General features: G+C 71.7%; 17 protein-coding genes. 7 read left to right on the forward strand and 10 right to left on the reverse strand.

Translation table 11 applies throughout. From position 1 onward, the window contains the following. Nucleotides 1-152 precede the first annotated feature (152 nt). Nucleotides 153-1,193 carry a phosphatase PAP2 family protein gene (locus ACIRA5_RS45220; RefSeq protein WP_403701933.1) on the forward strand — a complete coding sequence of 347 codons (1,041 nt, stop codon included), beginning with the start codon at nt 153-155 and terminating at the stop codon, nt 1,191-1,193. Between the two features lie 215 nt (nt 1,194-1,408). On the opposite strand, the gene ACIRA5_RS45225 is transcribed toward ACIRA5_RS45220, so the two are convergent. Beyond that, complete coding sequence (locus tag ACIRA5_RS45225; RefSeq protein WP_352051378.1) at nt 1,409-1,624, reverse strand: I78 family peptidase inhibitor; 216 nt, start codon at nt 1,622-1,624, stop codon at nt 1,409-1,411. Nucleotides 1,625-2,039: 415 nt separating this feature from the next. Between ACIRA5_RS45225 and ctaD the strand changes: the two genes are divergently transcribed. Then, nucleotides 2,040-3,734, forward strand: a complete 1,695-nt coding sequence (gene ctaD, locus ACIRA5_RS45230) for a cytochrome c oxidase subunit I (RefSeq protein ID WP_403701936.1) — start codon at nt 2,040-2,042, stop codon at nt 3,732-3,734. Here the strand turns inward: ctaD and ACIRA5_RS45235 are convergent. From ACIRA5_RS45235 to ACIRA5_RS45250, 4 genes are all read right to left on the reverse strand, one after another. Beyond that, nucleotides 3,682-4,653: a helix-turn-helix transcriptional regulator gene (locus ACIRA5_RS45235; protein WP_403701939.1), complete on the reverse strand. Its 972-nt coding sequence runs from the start codon at nt 4,651-4,653 to the stop codon at nt 3,682-3,684. The genes ctaD and ACIRA5_RS45235 overlap by 53 nt on opposite strands. 67 nt (nt 4,654-4,720) lie before the next feature. Beyond that, on the reverse strand, nt 4,721-5,587 hold the full coding sequence (locus tag ACIRA5_RS45240) for a hypothetical protein (protein WP_403702046.1): 867 nt from the start codon (nt 5,585-5,587) through the stop codon (nt 4,721-4,723). Nucleotides 5,588-5,724: 137 nt separating this feature from the next. Then, the gene (locus ACIRA5_RS45245; RefSeq protein ID WP_403702048.1) at nt 5,725-6,987 is read right to left on the reverse strand and encodes an ABC transporter substrate-binding protein; all 1,263 of its coding nucleotides are present in this window, start codon (nt 6,985-6,987) and stop codon (nt 5,725-5,727) included. Nucleotides 6,988-7,035: 48 nt separating this feature from the next. Beyond that, nucleotides 7,036-7,578 (reverse strand): hypothetical protein, encoded by a 543-nt coding sequence (locus tag ACIRA5_RS45250; protein ID WP_352051375.1) that lies wholly within the window; start codon nt 7,576-7,578, stop codon nt 7,036-7,038. 131 nt (nt 7,579-7,709) lie between these two features. On the opposite strand from ACIRA5_RS45250, the gene ACIRA5_RS45255 reads away from it, so the two are divergent. Genes ACIRA5_RS45255 through ACIRA5_RS45265 form a run of 3 tightly spaced genes read left to right on the forward strand, consistent with a single transcriptional unit; the run spans nt 7,710 to nt 11,586 of the window. Next, the gene (locus tag ACIRA5_RS45255) at nt 7,710-8,204 is read left to right on the forward strand and encodes a hypothetical protein (RefSeq protein WP_403701942.1); all 495 of its coding nucleotides are present in this window, start codon (nt 7,710-7,712) and stop codon (nt 8,202-8,204) included. Beyond that, a complete protein-coding gene (locus tag ACIRA5_RS45260) occupies nt 8,204-10,933 on the forward strand; it encodes an ATP-binding cassette domain-containing protein (protein ID WP_403701945.1) in 2,730 nt (909 codons plus the stop codon). The genes ACIRA5_RS45255 and ACIRA5_RS45260 overlap by 1 nt, the downstream gene beginning before the upstream one ends. Beyond that, a complete protein-coding gene (locus tag ACIRA5_RS45265; RefSeq protein ID WP_403701948.1) occupies nt 10,930-11,586 on the forward strand; it encodes an ATP-binding cassette domain-containing protein in 657 nt (218 codons plus the stop codon). Before ACIRA5_RS45260 ends, ACIRA5_RS45265 begins: the two co-directional genes overlap by 4 nt. Here the strand turns inward: ACIRA5_RS45265 and ACIRA5_RS45270 are convergent. After that, a complete protein-coding gene (locus ACIRA5_RS45270) occupies nt 11,583-12,044 on the reverse strand; it encodes a transglycosylase family protein (protein ID WP_403701950.1) in 462 nt (153 codons plus the stop codon). The two genes, ACIRA5_RS45265 and ACIRA5_RS45270, sit on opposite strands and share 4 nt — an antisense overlap. A gap of 100 nt (nt 12,045-12,144) precedes the next feature. Next, entirely contained in the window at nt 12,145-12,873 is a 729-nt protein-coding gene (locus tag ACIRA5_RS45275) for a transglycosylase family protein (protein ID WP_403701953.1), read from the reverse strand. Nucleotides 12,874-13,412: 539 nt separating this feature from the next. Here ACIRA5_RS45275 and ACIRA5_RS45280 point away from each other — a divergent pair. Further along, entirely contained in the window at nt 13,413-14,186 is a 774-nt protein-coding gene (locus ACIRA5_RS45280; RefSeq protein WP_099940613.1) for a hypothetical protein, read from the forward strand. A 166-nt stretch (nt 14,187-14,352) separates the two neighbouring features. After that, entirely contained in the window at nt 14,353-14,760 is a 408-nt protein-coding gene (locus ACIRA5_RS45285; protein WP_403701957.1) for a hypothetical protein, read from the forward strand. Nucleotides 14,761-14,823: 63 nt separating this feature from the next. On the opposite strand, the gene der is transcribed toward ACIRA5_RS45285, so the two are convergent. From der to cmk, 3 genes are all read right to left on the reverse strand, one after another. Beyond that, on the reverse strand, nt 14,824-16,308 hold the full coding sequence (gene der, locus ACIRA5_RS45290) for a ribosome biogenesis GTPase Der (protein ID WP_403701960.1): 1,485 nt from the start codon (nt 16,306-16,308) through the stop codon (nt 14,824-14,826). Between the two features lie 78 nt (nt 16,309-16,386). Further along, nucleotides 16,387-17,100: a lysophospholipid acyltransferase family protein gene (locus ACIRA5_RS45295; RefSeq protein WP_403701963.1), complete on the reverse strand. Its 714-nt coding sequence runs from the start codon at nt 17,098-17,100 to the stop codon at nt 16,387-16,389. After that, the gene (cmk, locus tag ACIRA5_RS45300; protein WP_403701966.1) at nt 17,058-17,753 is read right to left on the reverse strand and encodes a (d)CMP kinase; all 696 of its coding nucleotides are present in this window, start codon (nt 17,751-17,753) and stop codon (nt 17,058-17,060) included. Before cmk ends, ACIRA5_RS45295 begins: the two co-directional genes overlap by 43 nt. Nucleotides 17,754-18,009 lie beyond the last annotated feature (256 nt).

Below are 18,009 nucleotides of genomic sequence, written 5' to 3' on the forward strand. Positions count from 1 at the left end.
GAGCCGATCAAAGGAATTGAAGGATCGGGGCGTCGATGATTAGAGAATCATTGGAATTAAGCATCACCCTGAGAGGAATCCCACATCACATCGTCATCACAAAGCGAGTGATTCGGCCTGGAACGCAGCTCACTCGCTGTAACGTCGATTGAGTGCGTACCGAACGAAACCTCACCCGTCTGGACCGGGTCTTCGCCCGGTTGGACCGTGAGCCGGAACGGCCGGCGAACATCGATGTGCCGAAGATGAGCAGGCACAGGGTTGTGCTCTTCGGAGCCACCCTGGCCTTCTACGTGGCCATCGTGTGGGCCGTTGCGATCACCTCGTGGCTGGTCCGGTTCGACTGGCAGGTCATGTTCTTCCGGCCCTATCAGCAGTGGCCGGAGATCCACGCGTTCCTCGACTACTACGTGGTGCTGGGCCAGCGCGGCCCCACCGCCGTAATGGTCGCCGCGTGGCTCGGCTGGCGCTCCTGGCGGCAGCACACCCTGCGCCCGATGCTCACGCTGGGCGCCTCACTGCTGCTGCTCAACATCACGGTCGGCGCCGCGAAGCTCGGCATGGGCCGCCTCGGCCCGCACTACGCCATCACGATCGGCTCGAACGAAATGGGTCTGGGCGGCGATATATTCCCTTCGGGCCACACCGCGAACGCCGTCGTGACCTGGGGAATCCTGGCCTATCTGGCCTCCACCCCGCGGGCGAGGCGCTGGCTGTCGGCGCTGTCCGCCGTGACCTCGCTCGGCGTCGGCCTCACCACCGTCTACCTCGGTACGCACTGGCTGAGCGATGTGCTGCTGGGCTGGGCCGCCGGTCTGCTGATCCTGCTGGCGCTGCCGTGGTGCGAGCCGCTGATCGCCCGCGCCGAGACCGGTCTGTTCACCCTGCGCGACGCCTGGCGCGCCCGCCGCGGCCGTGCGGTGCCCGCCCCGGCCGAGGCTCCGGTCGGCTCCCCGGTCGGTGCGCCCGTGCTGGTCAAGCAGTCGGTCCCGGTGGACGAGGAGGCTCCGGCGCGGGGTGCGGTGCCCACCGCCCGCCCGCCCCGGGCGCCGGTCTACCTGGCCCCCGGACCCCACACGGCCCGCTCGGAGCGCACCCCGGTCACCCCGGTCGGCAGCCGCCGTCCACCGCACGCGGACCGCGTGGCGCGCACCACCACGACGTCGTCCGCCCGGCCGCTGACAGGCGGCTGAGGCACAACTGACGGATCATGGAGAACAGCGGGGCCGGTACGCACAACCTCCCCGCACGGCGAAGGCCCCCGGCTCGTGAGCCGGGGGCCTTCGCGCGTTCCGTGGACTCTTCGGCCTCCCGGCCTGCCTGGACCCGCCTGCCTGGACCGGCCGGCCTGCCTGCCTGCCTGGACCGGCCTGTCCGGATCCGCCTCCGTGGATCGGCCTCCGTGGCCTCAGCCCTTCCAGCAGCGAGTCACCCGACCGTCGGTGACCTCGAAGTTCAGCCGCCCCGTGCGGTACTCCATGGTGATGATCGCGCCGGGCGGCAGCGAGCGCACCGTGGACCAGCCGTGCTCCCGGGCGCGGTGCTCGGCGCTCCTCGCCTCCAGGCCGACATAGGCCTCCGGACTGTCCTGGGGCTCTGCGGGCGGGCTGGGAATGGGTGCCATGACCGCCACGTTAGGCGGCCGACCGCGGCGGGGGAAGTCCGGGCCGCAGACCATGCGTCACCCGGGCCCCTCCGGTCACGCTTCTGTCACAGGATCACGACACTCGTTTCGGCCGAACTCCGTCACACGTACGAGGGGTTCCCTACGTGTCCCGCACACCTTCGAACGTAATTCGGGACTACCTTGACGCCGTCCCGAAATAACCCAACGGAAAGTGCGGAGTCCCCCGTCGAGATCCCGTGGGGGACGCCTTTCCATTCCGATTCCGGGGCATGTCGCGGAAGCTGACACCGCATAGGAAATGCACGGTTCCAGCACAGAACCCCCGCACACCCTCTGTCGGAGCGCGGAGCGATGCGAGCACCACGGCGTGAGCTTCAGGCAGGCCCACGGCGCGACGGCGAAGGGGCGAGCAATGGGCACGGAGACCGCGCAGGCGACGGCGCGACCCGTACACAGGAGGCAGCGACCGGGGCGGGTCGCCGTGGACTGGCTCACCACGACGGACCACAAGAAGATCGGCCACCTCTACCTGATCACGTCTTTCGCCTTCTTCCTCATCGGCGGTCTGATGGCGTTGGTGATGCGCGCCGAACTCGCCCGGCCCGGTCTGCAGATCGTGGACAACAACCAGTTCAACCAGCTGTTCACCCTGCACGGCACGATCATGCTGCTGCTGTTCGCCACCCCGACCTTCGCCGGGTTCGCCAACGAGATCATGCCGCTGCAGATCGGCTCCCCGGACGTCGCCTTCCCCCGCCTGAACATGCTGTCGTACTGGTTCTTCCTCTTCGGCGGCCTGATCGTCCTCGGCTCGCTCATGGTGCCCGACGGGCCCGCCTCCTTCGGCTGGTTCGCCTATGCCCCGCTCAACAGCCTGGAGCGCTCGCCGAACATCGGCGCCGACATGTGGATCATGGGCCTGGCGCTGACGGGGTTCGGCACGATCCTCGGCGCGGTGAACTTCATCACGACCATCGTCGGGATGCGGGCCCCCGGCATGACGATGTTCCGGCTGCCGATCTTCACCTGGAACATCCTCTTCACCTCGATCCTCGTCCTCTTCGCGTTCCCGGTGCTCGCGGCGGCGCTGCTGGTCCTGGAGGCGGACCGGCACTTCGGGTCGGTGGTGTTCGAGGCGGCCAACGGCGGCGCGCTGCTGTGGCAGCACCTGTTCTGGTTCTTCGGGCATCCCGAGGTCTACATCATCGCGTTGCCGTTCTTCGGGATCATCACGGAGATCCTGCCGGTCTTCAGCAGGAAGCCGGTCTTCGGCTATCTGACGCTGGTCGCCGCGACGATGGCCATCACCGGTCTGTCGATCGTGGTGTGGGCGCACCACATGTTCGCGACGGGCGCGGTGCTGCTGCCGTTCTTCTCCTTCATGTCGTTCTTGATCGCGGTGCCCACGGGGGTGAAGTTCTTCAACTGGAGCGGGACGATGATCAATGGTTCGCTCTCCTTCGAGACGCCCATGCTGTGGGCCATCGGTTTCCTGGTGTCGTTCCTGTTCGGCGGTCTGACCGGAGTGATCCTGGCCTCGCCGCCGATGGACTTCGAGGTCACCGACTCGTACTTCGTGGTCGCGCACTTCCACTACGTCGTCTTCGGCACCGTCGTCTTCGCGACGTTCGGCGGTTTCTACTTCTGGTGGCCCAAGTTCACCGGCAAGATGCTCGACGAACGGCTCGGCAAGATCCATTTCTGGACGCTCTTCGTCGGCTTCCACACGACGTTCCTGGTGCAGCACTGGCTGGGTGCCGAGGGGATGCCGCGCCGGTACGCGGACTATCTGGCCGCCGACGGCTTCACGGCGCTCAACACCGTCTCGACGATCGGCGCGTTCCTGCTGGGCATGTCGACGCTGCCGTTCCTCTACAACGTCTGGAAGACGTCCCGGTACGGCACGAAGGTCGAGATGGACGACCCCTGGGGCTTCGGCCGCTCTCTGGAGTGGGCGACCTCGTGTCCGCCGCCCCGGCACAACTTCCTCACGCTGCCCCGGATCCGCTCCGAGAGCCCGGCGTTCGACCTGCACCATCCCCAGTACGGGGCGATCACCCAGGGGAGCGCTCCAGCGCCCGGGACAGCCGGTCCCGGGCCGTCCTGATCGCGTCGGTGAGTCCGGCCGGCTCCAGGACCTCGAACTCGAAGCCCGTCAGCATCACGTGAATCACCATCACGTCGAGGCCTGCGGCGCCGGTGCGCAGGACGCAGCTGTCCTCCCCGGAGGCTTCCAGCGTCCCCGACGAGGGGGAGATCCGCTCGGCCGCCTCTTCCAGGGGCACGAAGAGCCGGACGACCGCCTGCGAGGCGTAGGCGCGTGTGGAGACCCCTTGGGAGACGTACGCCGCCAGATCCTCGGCCGGTGGCGTACGGGGGGTGAAGCGGGGTCCGTGCGGCGGCCTGGGGGTGATGCGGTCGACCCGGAAGGTGCGCCAGTCGTCGCGGTCGACGTCCCAGGCGACCAGGTACCAGCGGTGTTCGGTGCACACCAGGCGGTGCGGTTCGACGGTCCGGCGGGTCGGGGAGCCGCCGTGGTCGCGGTACTCGAAGCGCAGCCGCTCCCCGTCGCGGCAGGCGTTGGCGAGTTCCGTGAGCACGCCCGGGTCCACGGCGGAGGGCTGGGGGCCGCGCAGCATCGGCACGGTGAAGGCGTTGAGGGCGCTCACGCGGCGGCGCAGTCGGCTCGGCAGGACCTGTTCGAGCTTGGTGAGGGCGCGTACGGAGGTCTCGCCGATGCCCTCGATGCCCTGCCCGGCGGCCGTGCGCAGCCCGACCGCGACGGCCACCGCCTCGTCGTCGTCCAGTAGCAGCGGCGGCAGCTCGGCTCCCGCGCCGAGCTGGTAGCCGCCTCCCGTGCCCGGGCTGGCGTTGACGGGATAACCCAGCTCGCGCAGCCGGTCCACATCGCGGCGGATCGTGCGGGACGTCACGCCCAGACGGTCCGCCAGGTCGGCCCCGGACCATTCGCGGTGGGCCTGCAGCAGTGAGAGCAACCGCAGCAGCCGTGCCGATGTCTCCAACATGCCGTCGAGTCTGCCAGCGCTTGCGGACAACGATTGTCCGCAAGGTGCTCCCGGGTGCCGGGGGCGGTCAGCCGGCCGCGGTGACCGTCACGGACAGATCGTTGTCCCGCGTGTAGTAGGGCCCGGCCTCCACCGGGCCGTACAGGGTCTTCACCGGCACCCTCGGGTGGATGAGGAAGGGGCGCTTGTCGGCGATGGCGTCGAGCAGCCGCGCGATCCGTACCCGGGGCCCGCCCTCCCCCGCCGGGCGCAGCCACAGGTCCCAGACGCCGGGCCGCAGGGCGTCGTATGCCACCCTGAAGCCGAACTCCGCCTGCTCCACGGCCACTTCCGCGCGGATCAGCGGACCGGCCGCGTCCCGGTGGCCGGCCTCGGCATAGGCGTCCGGTGCGAGGGGAACGCCGTACACCCGGCCTCGTACGCCCAGTCCCCGCTCCCCCCGGTACAGCTCGACGGCCTCCGCGTGCGGGGCCCGCAGCCAGCTGCGCACGGAGAGGTTGCCGTGCCGGGATGGGGGTCCCCCCTGTTCGAGCGAAGCCGAGAACTTGGGGGAATACGGGATGCGGACGGCGACATGACCGAGGGAGCCGCTGGGGACCCTGGCGACGAGCGAGCGCAGGTCGTTGACACCCGGGGCCAGCCGTCGCGGCTCGCCTCCCGCGACCTGGGCGTAGGCGTCCCAGCGGCCCTCGGGCAGGGCGACGCCGCTGGGCAGCGCGGCGCGCAGCCGGCCGTCCCCGGTGGGGGTCAGCGGCAGGCTGACCTCCTCGTGGCCCTCGCGGCGGCGCAGCACCAGCAGCGCGGCGCCCGGCTCGCCGGTCTCGGTGACGTCGAAGGTCAGTCCGCCCGCGGAGTCGGTGATGCAGTCGGCGCACGGGGGCACGGCGGCGTCCGGGTCGGCGCGGTGCCGAGCGGTCCGCGGGACCGGCGTCATCATGCGAGCGCCCTTTCGTGCGGGGCGGCACCACCGGGTCCTCCGTCGGATCCGCCTCCTGTCGGGATAGACACCGGGCACGGGTGATTGGTTGCTTCTCATGTGCACATCAGGGCGCGCACGACAGTCGAGGCACGTCAGGGCTCGTACGACAGTTGCGGTACCTCGAAGCAGTCGCTGTTCATGTCGCCCTGGGAGACCCAGCCCCTGCCGTCCTCCCAGCGGGCCACCGAGACGCAGGTCCGGCGGGTCTTCGCAGGCGTGGGCAGGCGCTCGGAGGTGACGGGGATGAGCAGGCCGTCGGCGGTGTACGGGGCGCCGCGGTTCATGAAGCGGTCGACACACGCGCGTGTGACGCCCGTTTTCGCGCAGGACTTCGCGGCGTCCGTGAACCACATCGCGGCCGCCCAGCCCTCCAGCTGCCACTGGGAGTGCGCGGGCAGGCCCTTGGTGGCGTCCCGGAACGCGCGGACGGCGGCGTCGGAGGTGTCCTCGTAGTTCCGGCTGGATCCGGTCGCCCACAGGGCGTTGCGGCAGCGCGGGGCGTCCTTGTAGTCCTCGGGAACGGTGGAGGTCCAGTTCTGCACGTTGGTGACCTTGGCGATGACCTTGGCACCGACGTCGTCCATCGCCTTGCACAGCTGGGCGTTGCCGTGCGTGTCGAGGGCGTCGAAGACGAGGTCGGCTCCCTGGTCCTTCAGATCGGCCGCGGCGGCGCGGAAGTTGGGCAGCGCGAAGTCGACCTGTTCGGTGACCACCTGATAGCCCTCGGCCTTCAGACCCCGGGTGACGAGCCGGGCGTACGCGGCCGACGCGGACTGGTTGTAGGAGATCACGGCGGCCGTACGGGCGCCCTGGACGCGCTTGAAGTAGCGGTAGACCTCCGTGCCGCCGTACAGCTTCCCGCCCCAGCCCGGTGTTCCCTCGCGGGGCGCGAGGCTGCCGTAGATCCCGTAGAGGTGCGGATAGGTGTCGTAGGCCGCGCCGATGGGCTGTCCGCCGATGTCGGGCACCCCGGCGGCGGAAACGCGGGAGGCGCCCGCGTAGTCGAGGGCGGTGGTGGCGACGAGGGCGACGACCTTGTCCTCGTCGATGAGCCGGTGCACGCACTCGTTGTCGCCCACGCCGCTGCCGCCGTCGTCGCAGGTGCGTACCTCGACCGGGCGGCCGCCGATGCCCCCGCGCGCGTTGAGGCGGTCGAAGTAGGCCTTGGCCCCGTCGCGGGGGCCGGTGAAGGCGGAGCCTCCGACGGGGCTGGTCGCGCTGGTGACGATGCCGATACGCAGCGGGGCGGTGCTCTGCGGGGCGGGCGCGGTCCGGTGCTCGAAGTCGCTCTCGGGCAGGCGGCTGCCGCAGGCCGCCGTGCCCAGGACGAGTGCCGTGCCCAGCAGGAGCGGCAGGCCCGCGGCGAGGACTCCTTCGGGAACTCCCTCGGGGCGCACGGCGGGTCAGCAGCCGGACGGGGTCGCGGATCCGTCGCCGCTCAGCGCGACCAGGGCGCAGAGGGTGTTGTCGGAGACCTTCCAGGTGCCGTTCTCGTAGACGGCCGTCCCGGAGGCGTTCGGCAGGGCGGTCGCGCCCTTCAGGGTCAGCGCGTACGTCACCTCGGCCACGGCCGGCGCGGTGAACACGACCTTCTGGACCTGGGCGGCGACCTGCTGACCACGCTTGTCGCCGCTGAAGCCCTGGACGACCGTGGTCATCCTGTCGCCGTTCTCCAGGTAGTTCAGTTTGTCCTTGACGGGGACGGACGGGGAGAAGAACTTCTCCCAGTTCCGCCTGACCTGGTTCTCGGCCGCCGCCGGGTCGTCCGGCCCGGTCGGACTGGGCGACGCGCTGCTGGGCCGCTCCACGGTGGGGGTGGGCACAGGAGTCGAACTCCCGCCGCCGCTGCTGTCGCCGCACGCCGTGAGGGCCCCGGCGAGGACGAACGCGACCAGCGCCGCCACCCCCCGGCCGTTGTCCCGCCTGAGGTCGCTCCCGAGAACCATGCTGGCTCACCACCGGGTGTCGGTCCGGGCCGACCGCGCCCGGAGGTTTCAGGGTCAGCTTCCAGAAGGCATAGTGCAAGTCCATTGGCGGACTTGGAAGACAGACAGCCACACGACGTCTGGGAGCCAGGATGCGGACAACTCGACTGCGGACCGTGCACCCCGTCCTGTGGGCCGGGTGCGCCGCGCTGGCCGCCGGGGCGGTGCTGTGCGTCATCGGCTGGTACGGCGTCTCGGGCGAGCGGTACGCGGAACGGCAGTTGCCCTTCCTGGCGTCCTGCACGGTTCCCGGGGCCGCGCTGATCGTCGCGGGCGCGGTGCTGCTCACGCACGGCAGGAGCGCCCTGGCGGCGGCGCGCGTCGAGGAGTTGTACGGGCTGCTGGTGGCGGCCGAACCCGCCGACGCGGAGCGGTCCGGACAGGCCGCCGTCGCGCCGCTCGCGGTCAGCGGGGAGCTGCTGATGGTCCCCGGGGGCACGCTGTGGCACCGCGCGGACTGCCCGCTGGTCGCGGGGAAACCGGCCGCCGTGCCGGTGGACTCTCGGGTGCTGGCGAGCGGGGAGTTGGGGCCGTGCCCGATCTGTGAGCCGCTCGCGGCCGAGCGGTCGCCCGCGCCGGAGCGGTGATGAGCGGTTCCCTGACGTACGACCTCACGCTGGCCGGGCTCTCGGTCGGCGGCGCGGCGGCGCTCACCGGGATCGGGCTGGTCGTCACCCACCGGGCGACCGGGGTGCTGAACTTCGCGCACGGCGCGATCGCGATGGTGTGCGCGTATCTGCTGCGGCAGTTCACGGTGGTGTGGGGCTGGCCGCTCGCGCTCGGTGCCGCGGTGACGCTGTTGTTGGTGGCCCCCGCGATCGGCGTGGCCCTGGAACGGTTCGTCTTCCGCCCCCTGTCCGTCCTCGGCGGCGACCCGGCGCAGACGCTGGTCGCGTCTCTCGGCGTCTTCGTGCTGCTGGTCGGCGGGGCCGCGCTGGTGTGGGGCACCGGGGCGCGCGCGGACGCGCCGACGCTGGTGCCGGGGGACCCGTGGGGGCAGTTGGCGGTCGCCGTCGCGCTGGCGGCCGGGGTGGGGGGTGTGACGCGCTGGACGCGCTTCGGCACGGAGCTGCGGGCCGTGCTCGACGACCGCTCGCTCGCCGTGCTCGGCGGCATCGACGCGGACCGGGTGGCCGCCGCGGGCTGGGCGTTCGGCTCCTTCACGGCGGGCCTGACGGGCGTGCTCCTGGCGCCGTACGTACGACTCGATCCGTACGGCATGCCGTTGCTCGTCATGGAGGTGATGGCGGTGGCCGTCGCCGCCCGGATGCGCAGCCTGCCGGTGGCCGTCGTGGTGGCGCTGGGTCTCGGGGTCGCGCAGAGTCAGCTGACGCGGCTGCATCCGGCGGGCTGGGCGGAGCCGCTGCTCCAGGCGGTGGGCGCGAACCTGTTCGTGGTGGCCCTGTTGGTCGCGGCGCTCGTCCTGCCGGGGATCGGCGACCGGGACGCCCTGCCGCGTACGGCGACGGCCCGGGTGGCAACACCGCCGGGCGCGTGGATCGTCGCGGTCGTGCTGTTCCTGCTGCCGCTCGGCCTCGCGGGCTCGGACCTGCACACGTCGGTGCAGGTGCCCGCACTGGGTGTGGTGCTCCTGTCCCTGGTCGTGGTGACCGGCCGCGGCGGTCAGATCTCCCTCGGGCAGGCGGCGTACGCGGGTCTGGGCGCCCTCTTCACCGCGCTGCTGGCCGCCGGCCGCTTCCCTGGACTGCCCCGGCTGCCCGAACTGGCCGCGCTGGCGGTGGCGGTGGTGCTGGTCGCCCCGCTCGGGGTCCTGACCGGCTGGCCGGCGATCAGCCGCCACGGCCTGGCGCTGGCCCTGGCGACGTTCGCCGTGGGGGTGGGCGTCAGCCGTTTCGTCTTCGCCCAGCCCTACGCGACCTCGGGGCTGTCCCTGGACCGCCCGGCGGGCTTCGACGGCGACCGCGCGTACTACGTGCTCGAACTGGGGCTGCTGGCGGCCGCGCTGCTGGCGACGGGGGCGCTGCGCCGGGGCCGTACGGGCCGTGCCCTGGCGGCGATGCGCGACCACGCGTCGGGCGCCTCCGCGGCGGGTGTACGAGTCCCTGCGCTGAAGCTGACGGCCTTCGTGGCGGGCGCCGCCCTGGCCGCGCTGGGTGGGGGGATGCTCGGCATGGGTGTGCGCGCCTTCGACGCGACGGCGTACGACCCGGTGCGCGGGCTGCTCTGGTTCGCGGCGGTCGTGGTCCTCGGCGCCGACAGCGCTCTCGGCGCGCTGGCCGCGGCGGCGTTGCTGGTGGGGCTCGACGCGGGGGCGCGCGGCGGGGTCGCCGCGGCGCTGATCGGGGTCCTCGCCGTGTTCGTCGGCCGGTTCCCCGGTGGCCCGTACGAGGCCCTGCGCACGGCGACGTCCCGGCTCCGGCCGCGCCGCGGGGCGACGCCGACCCCGCTGGGGGCGCGGGTGCGGCGGCGCCTGCGGGCGGTGGAGACGGGGCCCGTCGCCGGACGGCCGGACGGCACCGAACCGGAACCCGCCGCCGCGCCACCGGGCGTCGGTGACCGTCCAGGACCCGACGGACCCACGAGGACGGCCCGAGGTCAGGGAGCCGCACCATCCGGGCGGGACACGACAGCACGCAGGCCGAGCGCCCCGCACACTGCGGCCGTGCCGATGCCCGGATCTCTGTTCGCCCGACGGATACGGGTCGCCTACGACGGGTTCACCGCGCTCGACGGGGTCGATCTCGAGGTCCGGCCCGGGTGGGTCACCGCTGTCGTGGGGCCCAACGGGGCCGGCAAGAGCACCCTGTTCCACTGCCTCGCCGGAACACTCCGGCCCTCGCACGGCAGGGTGCTGTTCGGCGAACGGGACATCACCCGGCTCGCCGCGCACGCCCGGACCCGGCTCGGCATCGCGCGGACCTTCCAGCAGCTGGCCGTCTTCCCCTCGTTGACGGTGGCCGAGAACGTCCAGGTGGGGGCGGAGCAGGGCCGGATCGCCGATCCCGCTGCGGCAAAACGGGCGTTGCGGCTGTTCGGGCTCGACGGGCCGGTCCGCGCGCTGCCCGCCGGGGGGCTGCCGACCGGGACGCTCAGACGCGTCGAGCTGGCGCGGGCCCTCGCGGGAAGTCCGCATGTGCTGCTGCTCGACGAGCCCGCCGCGGGCCTGGACACCGCCGAAGTGGCCGCGCTGGCCCGGGTACTGCGCGCGCTCGCCGCGGACGGCACGGCCCTGCTGGTCGTCGAGCACGACCTCGACCTGGTCGCCGACCTCGCCGACGTCGTCCATGTCATGACCGCCGGACGCGTCGTCACCTCCGGCCCCGCCGGCCACGTACTGGAGCGGGGGCGCGGATGAGCATCTCCCTGCGCCACGCGCGCGTGCGTTACGGCCCCCTGGAGGCCCTGCACGGCGTGACGCTGGTCGCGCCCGGCCCCGGCCTCACCGTGCTGCTCGGCCGCAACGGCTCGGGCCGTACGACCGCCCTGCGCGCCCTCGCGGGAACCGTGCCGCTGTCCGACGGCACGGTCGTCTGGGACGGGGTGGACGTGACCCGGCTGCCCGCCTTCGAACGGGCCCGGCGCGGGTTGTGCCTGGTCCCGGAGCGCCGGGCCGTCTTCGGCTCGCTCACGGTCCGCGAGCACCTGGAGCTGACCGCGCCCGACTTCGCTCCCGTCCTCGTCGCGTATCCGCAGTTGGAGCCCCTCCTTCCGCGCCGCGCCGGCACCCTCTCCGGGGGCGAGCAGCGCATGCTCGCCCTCTCCCGCGCCCTGCTGGCACCCGCGCGTGTGGTGCTCGTCGACGAGCCCGCGCAGGGCATGTCACCGGCGGTCGCGGCCCGCACGTACGAACTCCTCGGCAGCCTCGACGCGTGCGTGGTGGTCGCCGAGCAGCGGCTGCCGCCCGGTCTGCGCGAACGGACGGGTCGTACGACCTACGTCCATGAACTGAGCCGGGGCTCGGTCGCGTTCAGCGGAGAGGCGGCCGAAGCGCGCCGCCGGCAGGCCTAGAACGTCCGACCGGGGTTCACCACACGTGTGCGGTCCCGGAGTTTGTACCTCTTGGCACAGACGGGCCAGGCGTCCCACCCCTGGGCGTCCACCACCAGTTTGGCGATCTTGATCTGTTCCTCCCGCCGGGCCAGATCCGCGCGCGGGGCGTACGCCAGGCCCCCGAACGCCACCCAGGTGTGCTGCCCGAACTGCAGCCCTCCGTAGTAGTGGTTCCCGGTGTTCGCGTGCCAGCGCCCGCCGCTCTCGCACTCGGCGAGGCAGCCCCAGGGCCAGTGGTCCCGCGCACAGTTGTGCGACACCCGCCCCGCCCACGGGCCGGAGAACGGGGACGGGAACGGGGACGCGACGGCCGCCCTCGCGGGAACGAGGGCGGCCAGGGTGGCGGCGACCACGGTCGCGGCCACGTACCGCATGCGCTTGTTCAACAGGGGCGCCGACGTCGGCTCGAGGTGCATCGGGTCACGCTAGACAGCACACCGGGCACGTCCGCCACGCCGCGCCCGGGACCCCACCCGGTCGGAGGACCGGGGTGGGGCGGCGGGGTGGAGCCGGGGCTCAGAGGTCGAGCCGCTGGCCGGGCATGATCAGGTCGGGGTCACCGCCGATGACCGCCCGGTTGGCGGCGTAGATCTTCCGCCAGGTCGTTCCGTTCCGCTCCGCGATGCCGCTCAGGGTGTCGCCGCCGCGGACGGTGTAGTCACCGCGGGACGCCGCGCGGTTCGTGTGGCCGGATGCGCGCGCCGGGGCCTCGGACGCCTGTGCGGGGGCCGACTTGGTCGTCGGCTTGGTGGAAGCCGGCTTGGAGGCCGACTTCGATGTCGACTTGGGTGCGGCCTTGGGTGCGGCCTTGGGTGCCGACTTCGTGGTGGCCGACCCTCCGGACGACGCGGCACCCGAGGACGCGGGTGCGTTGCCGTACGCTCCGGCCCGCGCCGAACAGGTGGGCCAAGCGCCCCATCCCTGTGCGTTCTGGACCTTGGTGGCAACGGCTATCTGGGCGGCCTTGGAGGCCTTGTCGGCGGTCGACGCGTAGGCCGTACCGCCGTACGCCCGCCAGGTGCCGGCGGAGAACTGCAGTCCTCCGTAGTAGCCGTTGCCGGTGTTGATGTGCCAGTTTCCGCCGCTCTCGCACTTGGCGATGCGGTCCCACACTCCGCTGTCGGCCGCGGCGGCATTGCCGGTCGCGGCGAGCAGTCCGAGCGGGGCGAGCAGAGCCGCCCCGGTGAGGACCGCCGTCGTACGCGTCGTACGAACCTTACGAGTGTTATCGGCACATGCGGACATGTAGTTCCCTCTCGAAACACCCGGGATCCCCCAAGGCGGGGCGCGACTTCCTGCGCGTAGGACGCGGTCGTCGTGCTCCGCCCCGTCCGCCGGAGGTGGTGCTGCGAACCAGTCGTACGGTTCGGCCGGCGGACGTACCCGAGCGGTGCTCTGTGCACACGGCCGAGAAATCTATGGACACGGTCGCCCCGATATCAACCAACTCCATGTCATTCGAGGCCAGTTCACAGTTACCGCGAGTATCGGCGATTTTCGGCCACCCACTTCATAGGCTGATTTCAGGATTTGTCGACCAGCCGCTCAAGTGACCTGTGACCCACTTCACGGAACCAACTTCCTTGAACGCGCACGAAGTTGGCTCGGAGTAACAGATTCCGCACAAAGGATCACCCTGCGCGTCGGATGGTTCGATTCCGTTCGCTCCCGGGCGTGACTCCGGCCACAGATCGCCCGTTGTCATCTTCATGAGCCGGGACCCCCGGATTCATGGGCCGGGAGCCACCCGGCATCGCCACGCACCGCATCCCGAGGAGCCACCCGTGCCGCGCATGCTCGACGTCAGCGACGACGTACGCGCCGAGATCGGCGACGAAGAAGCCGACCGGCTGCTCGCCGGAGAGAACGCCCCGGGCAGTTACGACTGCACGTCCTGCCGCACCCCGGGCGACTCGGAACAGGAGCGCACCAGCACCGTCCTGTTCATCGGCGACGAGACCGCCGTCCTCGCCTTCGCCCACGCCACCTGTCTGCCCTCACAGGTCGTCCAGGTCACCGAGGAGCAACTCCAGGGCGCCGTCCGCTCGATCAACCCCGACGGTGTGCCCGCCCAGGCCGCGCCCGAGCAGGCCGTGCTCGGCGTCACCAGCGGACTCGTCCTGATCAGCGGCGAGTTGCACCCCGCGCTCGTCGTCGAGCCCACGGGGCCCATCGTGCGGCCCGGCTCGACGGACATCGGTGACGACTTCCTGCCGCTCCTCATCGAACAGGGGTTCATGCCGGTGACCGAGCTGAGCTCGGTGCCGCCGGTGCTGCACGGGTGGTCCGTACTGCTCGCCATGGGGCAGCTGCACGCCGTGCTCCAGCCGGGTACGGGGGGCGGGTCGCCCGTCGCCTGGTGGCAGGCGCACCAGGCGCTCCAGGTCGCGGAGAGCTGGCGGGCCGCCGCCAACAAGCATCAGCAGGTGCTGCTGTTCGCGGCGCCGGTCGGGTCGATCGGTCGGCAGCCGCGGGAGGATCTGCTGCGGGACGCGCTGGACAAGGCGGCGGCGAACGGGAAGTTGGTGGCTGCCGCGATGCCGCTCGCCGGAACGTGAGCGTTCCCCTGGGTTGAGCCGGGTGCGGGGGTGCGTGGTCGGCTGCGGGTCGTGTGTGGCTGGCCGCGCGGTTCCCCGCGCCTCTGAAGGGCCCCCGCCCCTGGCAGGGCGGGGGGAAGCAAAGGTGTGACCGCATCTGTTGGGCTGTGGGGTCGTTGGCACATACGTGCACACCTACGACGCCCCCCGCCGCCAGCCCTTCCATCCGATCCCGGCCGCGCGAGCGGCTCAGGATCCTCCGGGCGGCCCCTCGGCCACGCCGATCTATGACGCGCTCTACGCCGAGTGGGTCAGATCGTTCAGGGCCCTGCCCGGCGACCGCCACGGCGAGGACCAGCTCGGCTTCACGGCCTTCGGGATCCTGACACAGGGTTCCAGCGCGTACGGCGGATCCTCGTACCCCTCGTCGTACAGCTCCTACAGCGCGGGGGCGTACTCCGCGCGCAACGGCGGCTCCCTGCACGGTCACGGCGCGTCGACGACCGGCGTCTGGCAGCCGGTGGCACGTCAGAGCGGTACGGGACTGCACCCCATCCCGGCCGCGCTGCCGCCCGCGCCCCGCAGGGGGCTGTGAGCAGAAACGGTGGAACAGGTGAGGGGCGGCTCCCGTGGGAGCCGCCCCTCACCTGTCGCTACGTCACTTCTTCTTGGTGCCGCGCTTCTCACGCACTCGTACGGAGATGTGGATCGGCGTGCCCTCGAAGCCGAACTCCTCGCGCAGCCGGCGCTCGATGAAGCGCCGGTAGCCGTGCTCGATGAAGCCGGAGGAGAAGAGCACGAACCGCGGGGGCTTGGTGCCGGCCTGCGTACCGAAGAGGATGCGGGGCTGCTTGCCGCCGCGGACCGGGTGGGGGTGGGCGGCGACGAGCTCACCGAGGAAGGCGTTCAGACGGCCGGTCGGGACGCGGGTCTCCCAGCCGTCCAGGGCCGTCTCGATCGCGGGGACGAGCTTCTCCATGTGCCGGCCGGTGCGCGCCGAGACGTTCACCCGGGGCGCCCACGCCACCTGGAGGAGCTCGGTCTCGATCTCCCGCTCCAGGTAGTAGCGGCGCTCCTCGTCGAGGGTGTCCCACTTGTTGAAGGCGAGGACGATCGCGCGGCCCGCCTCGACGGCCATCGTCACGATGCGCTGGTCCTGTACGGAGATGGTCTCGGACGCGTCGATCAGGATGACCGCGACCTCGGCCTTCTCGACGGCGGCGGCCGTGCGCAGCGAGGCGTAGTAGTCCGCGCCCTGCTGGAGGTGGACGCGCTTGCGGATGCCCGCCGTGTCGACGAACTTCCAGGTGACCCCGCCGAGTTCGATCAGCTCGTCGACCGGGTCGCGGGTGGTGCCCGCGATCTCGTTGACGACCACGCGGTCCTCGTTGGCCACCTTGTTCAGGAGCGAGGACTTGCCCACGTTCGGGCGGCCGATGAGGGCGATGCGGCGGGGGCCGCCCACCGCGGCGCCGAAGGTCTGCGCCGGGGCCTCGGGCAGGGCCTCCAGTACGGCGTCCAGCATGTCGCCGGTGCCACGGCCGTGCAGCGCGGAGACGGGGTGCGGCTCACCGAGACCGAGGGACCAGAGGTACGAGGCGTCGGCCTCGCCGCTCGGGCCGTCGACCTTGTTGGCGCACAGCACGACGGGCTTGCCGGCCTTGCGCAGCAGGCGTACGACCGCCTCGTCGGTGTCGGTCGCGCCGACCTTGGCGTCGACGACGAAGACGACGGCGTCGGCCGCCTCGATCGCGTACTCGGCCTGCGCGGCCACGGACGCGTCGATACCGAGGACGTCCTGCTCCCAGCCGCCGGTGTCGACGAGCTTGAAGCGGCGGCCCGCCCACTCGGCCTCGTAGGTGACACGGTCGCGGGTGACGCCGGGCTTGTCCTCGACGACCGCTTCACGGCGGCCGATGATCCGGTTCACCAGGGTCGACTTGCCGACGTTCGGGCGGCCGACGACGGCGAGGACGGGCAGCGGGCCGTGGCCCGCCTCCTCGATCGCGCCCTCGACGTCCTCGATGTCGAAGCCCTCTTCCGCGGCGAGCTCCATGAACTCCGCGTACTCGGCATCGCCAAGCGCCCCGTGCTCGTGCTCGGCCGGGCCGGCCGAGCCGTCGGGCTGGATGTGGTCGTTCATGAAGTCCGTACCTCGTCGTTCATTCGTGGTGATCGGTGGACCGCCCGCATATCGGGTGATCCACTACTCAAGTGTCGCCTAGTGCCCGGTGGGGCGCCCGGCGTTTTCCGGGCGTCCGGTCAGACGCCTGGCGTGGTCCAGGTGGGCGCTCAGCTGCTTCTGGATGCGGACGGTCGCCTCGTCCAGCGCCTTGCGGGTCCGCCGTCCGCTGCCGTCGCCCGCCTCGAAGGGGTCTCCGAAGACGACGTCGACCCGACTGCGCAGCGGGGGCAGCGCCTTGGTCAACCGGCTGCTCTTCTCGGAACTTCCCAGGACCGCCACCGGGACGATCGGCGCGCCGGAGCGGACCGCGAAGTACGCGAGCCCGGCACGCAGCGAGGCGAAGTCGCCCTCGCCTCGGGTGCCCTCCGGGAAGATCCCGAGCACGCCACCGGACGACAGGACGCCGAGGGCGTCGGTGATGGCGGTGCGGTCGGTGGTCTCACGGTCCACCTTCACCTGGCCGATGGCGAGGAGGAAGGGGTCGAGCGGGCCGATGAACGCTTCCTTCTTGATCAGGAAGTGGGTGGGGCGGGGCGCCACGCCCATGACCATCGGGCCGTCGATGTTGTGCGAGTGGTTCACGGCCAGGATCGCCGGGCCGGTCGCGGGGACCTTCCAGGCGCCGAGCACGCGCGGCTTCCACAGCCCGTACATCAGGCCGACGCCGATACGGCGGCCTACCTCGGCGCCTCTCTCGGAGGGTGCGGTCACTTGGCGGCCCGCTTCTCCTCGACGAGGGTGACGACGCACTCGATGACCTGCTGGAGCGTGAGGTCGGAGGTGTCCACCTCGACCGCGTCGTCCGCCTTGGCGAGGGGGGAGGTCTTACGGCTGGAGTCGGCGGCGTCCCGCTTGAGCAGCGCCTCGCGGGTGCTGTTGACGTCCGCGCCCTTCAGCTCACCGCTGCGGCGGGAGGCACGCGCCTCCGGGGAAGCGGTGAGGAAGATCTTGAGATCGGCGTCCGGCAGCACGGTGGTGCCGATGTCGCGTCCCTCGACGACTATCCCCAGCCCGGCGGCGGCCGCGATCGAACGCTGCAGCTCGGTGATCCGGGCGCGCACCTCGGGTACCGCGCTGACGGCGCTGACCTTGGAGGTGACCTCCTGGGTGCGGATCGGGCCCGCGACGTCGGTCCCGTCGACCGTGATGGCCGGCGCGGACGGGTCGGTCCCGGAGATGATCTCCGGCTTCCCTGCCACGTCGGCGATCGCGGTCGGGTCCGTGATGTCGATGCCGTTGGTCACCATCCACCAGGTGATCGCCCGGTACTGCGCGCCCGTGTCCAGGTAGCTGAGGCCCAGCTTCGCGGCCACGGCCTTGGAGGTGCTCGACTTGCCCGTGCCGGAGGGGCCGTCGATGGCGACAATCACTGCCGGGGCGGGCCGGGCGGCGCCGTTTTCCACGGTGGGAACACCTTCCTGGTGCGGGGTGGAGGTCTGTGCGGGGCACGATCGCGCCCAGCACAAGGTTACTGTCTCCCCGGACCCCGCATTACTGGCCCTTCCCGGGCCCACCGCACGGGTAGGGCCGACGTCGCCCCGGGGCAGCCCGCCCCGGGCCGCAGGCGGCCCTACTGCCGCAGCGCCCAGCCCCGCACCGATCCTCAACGCCGCGCTCGCACTGCTCGGCGCCAGGGCGCCTCTCAGGCTTCGCACGGCT

The organism is Streptomyces sp. NPDC096311 (assembly GCF_044763085.1).
GTDB lineage: Bacteria > Actinomycetota > Actinomycetes > Streptomycetales > Streptomycetaceae > Streptomyces.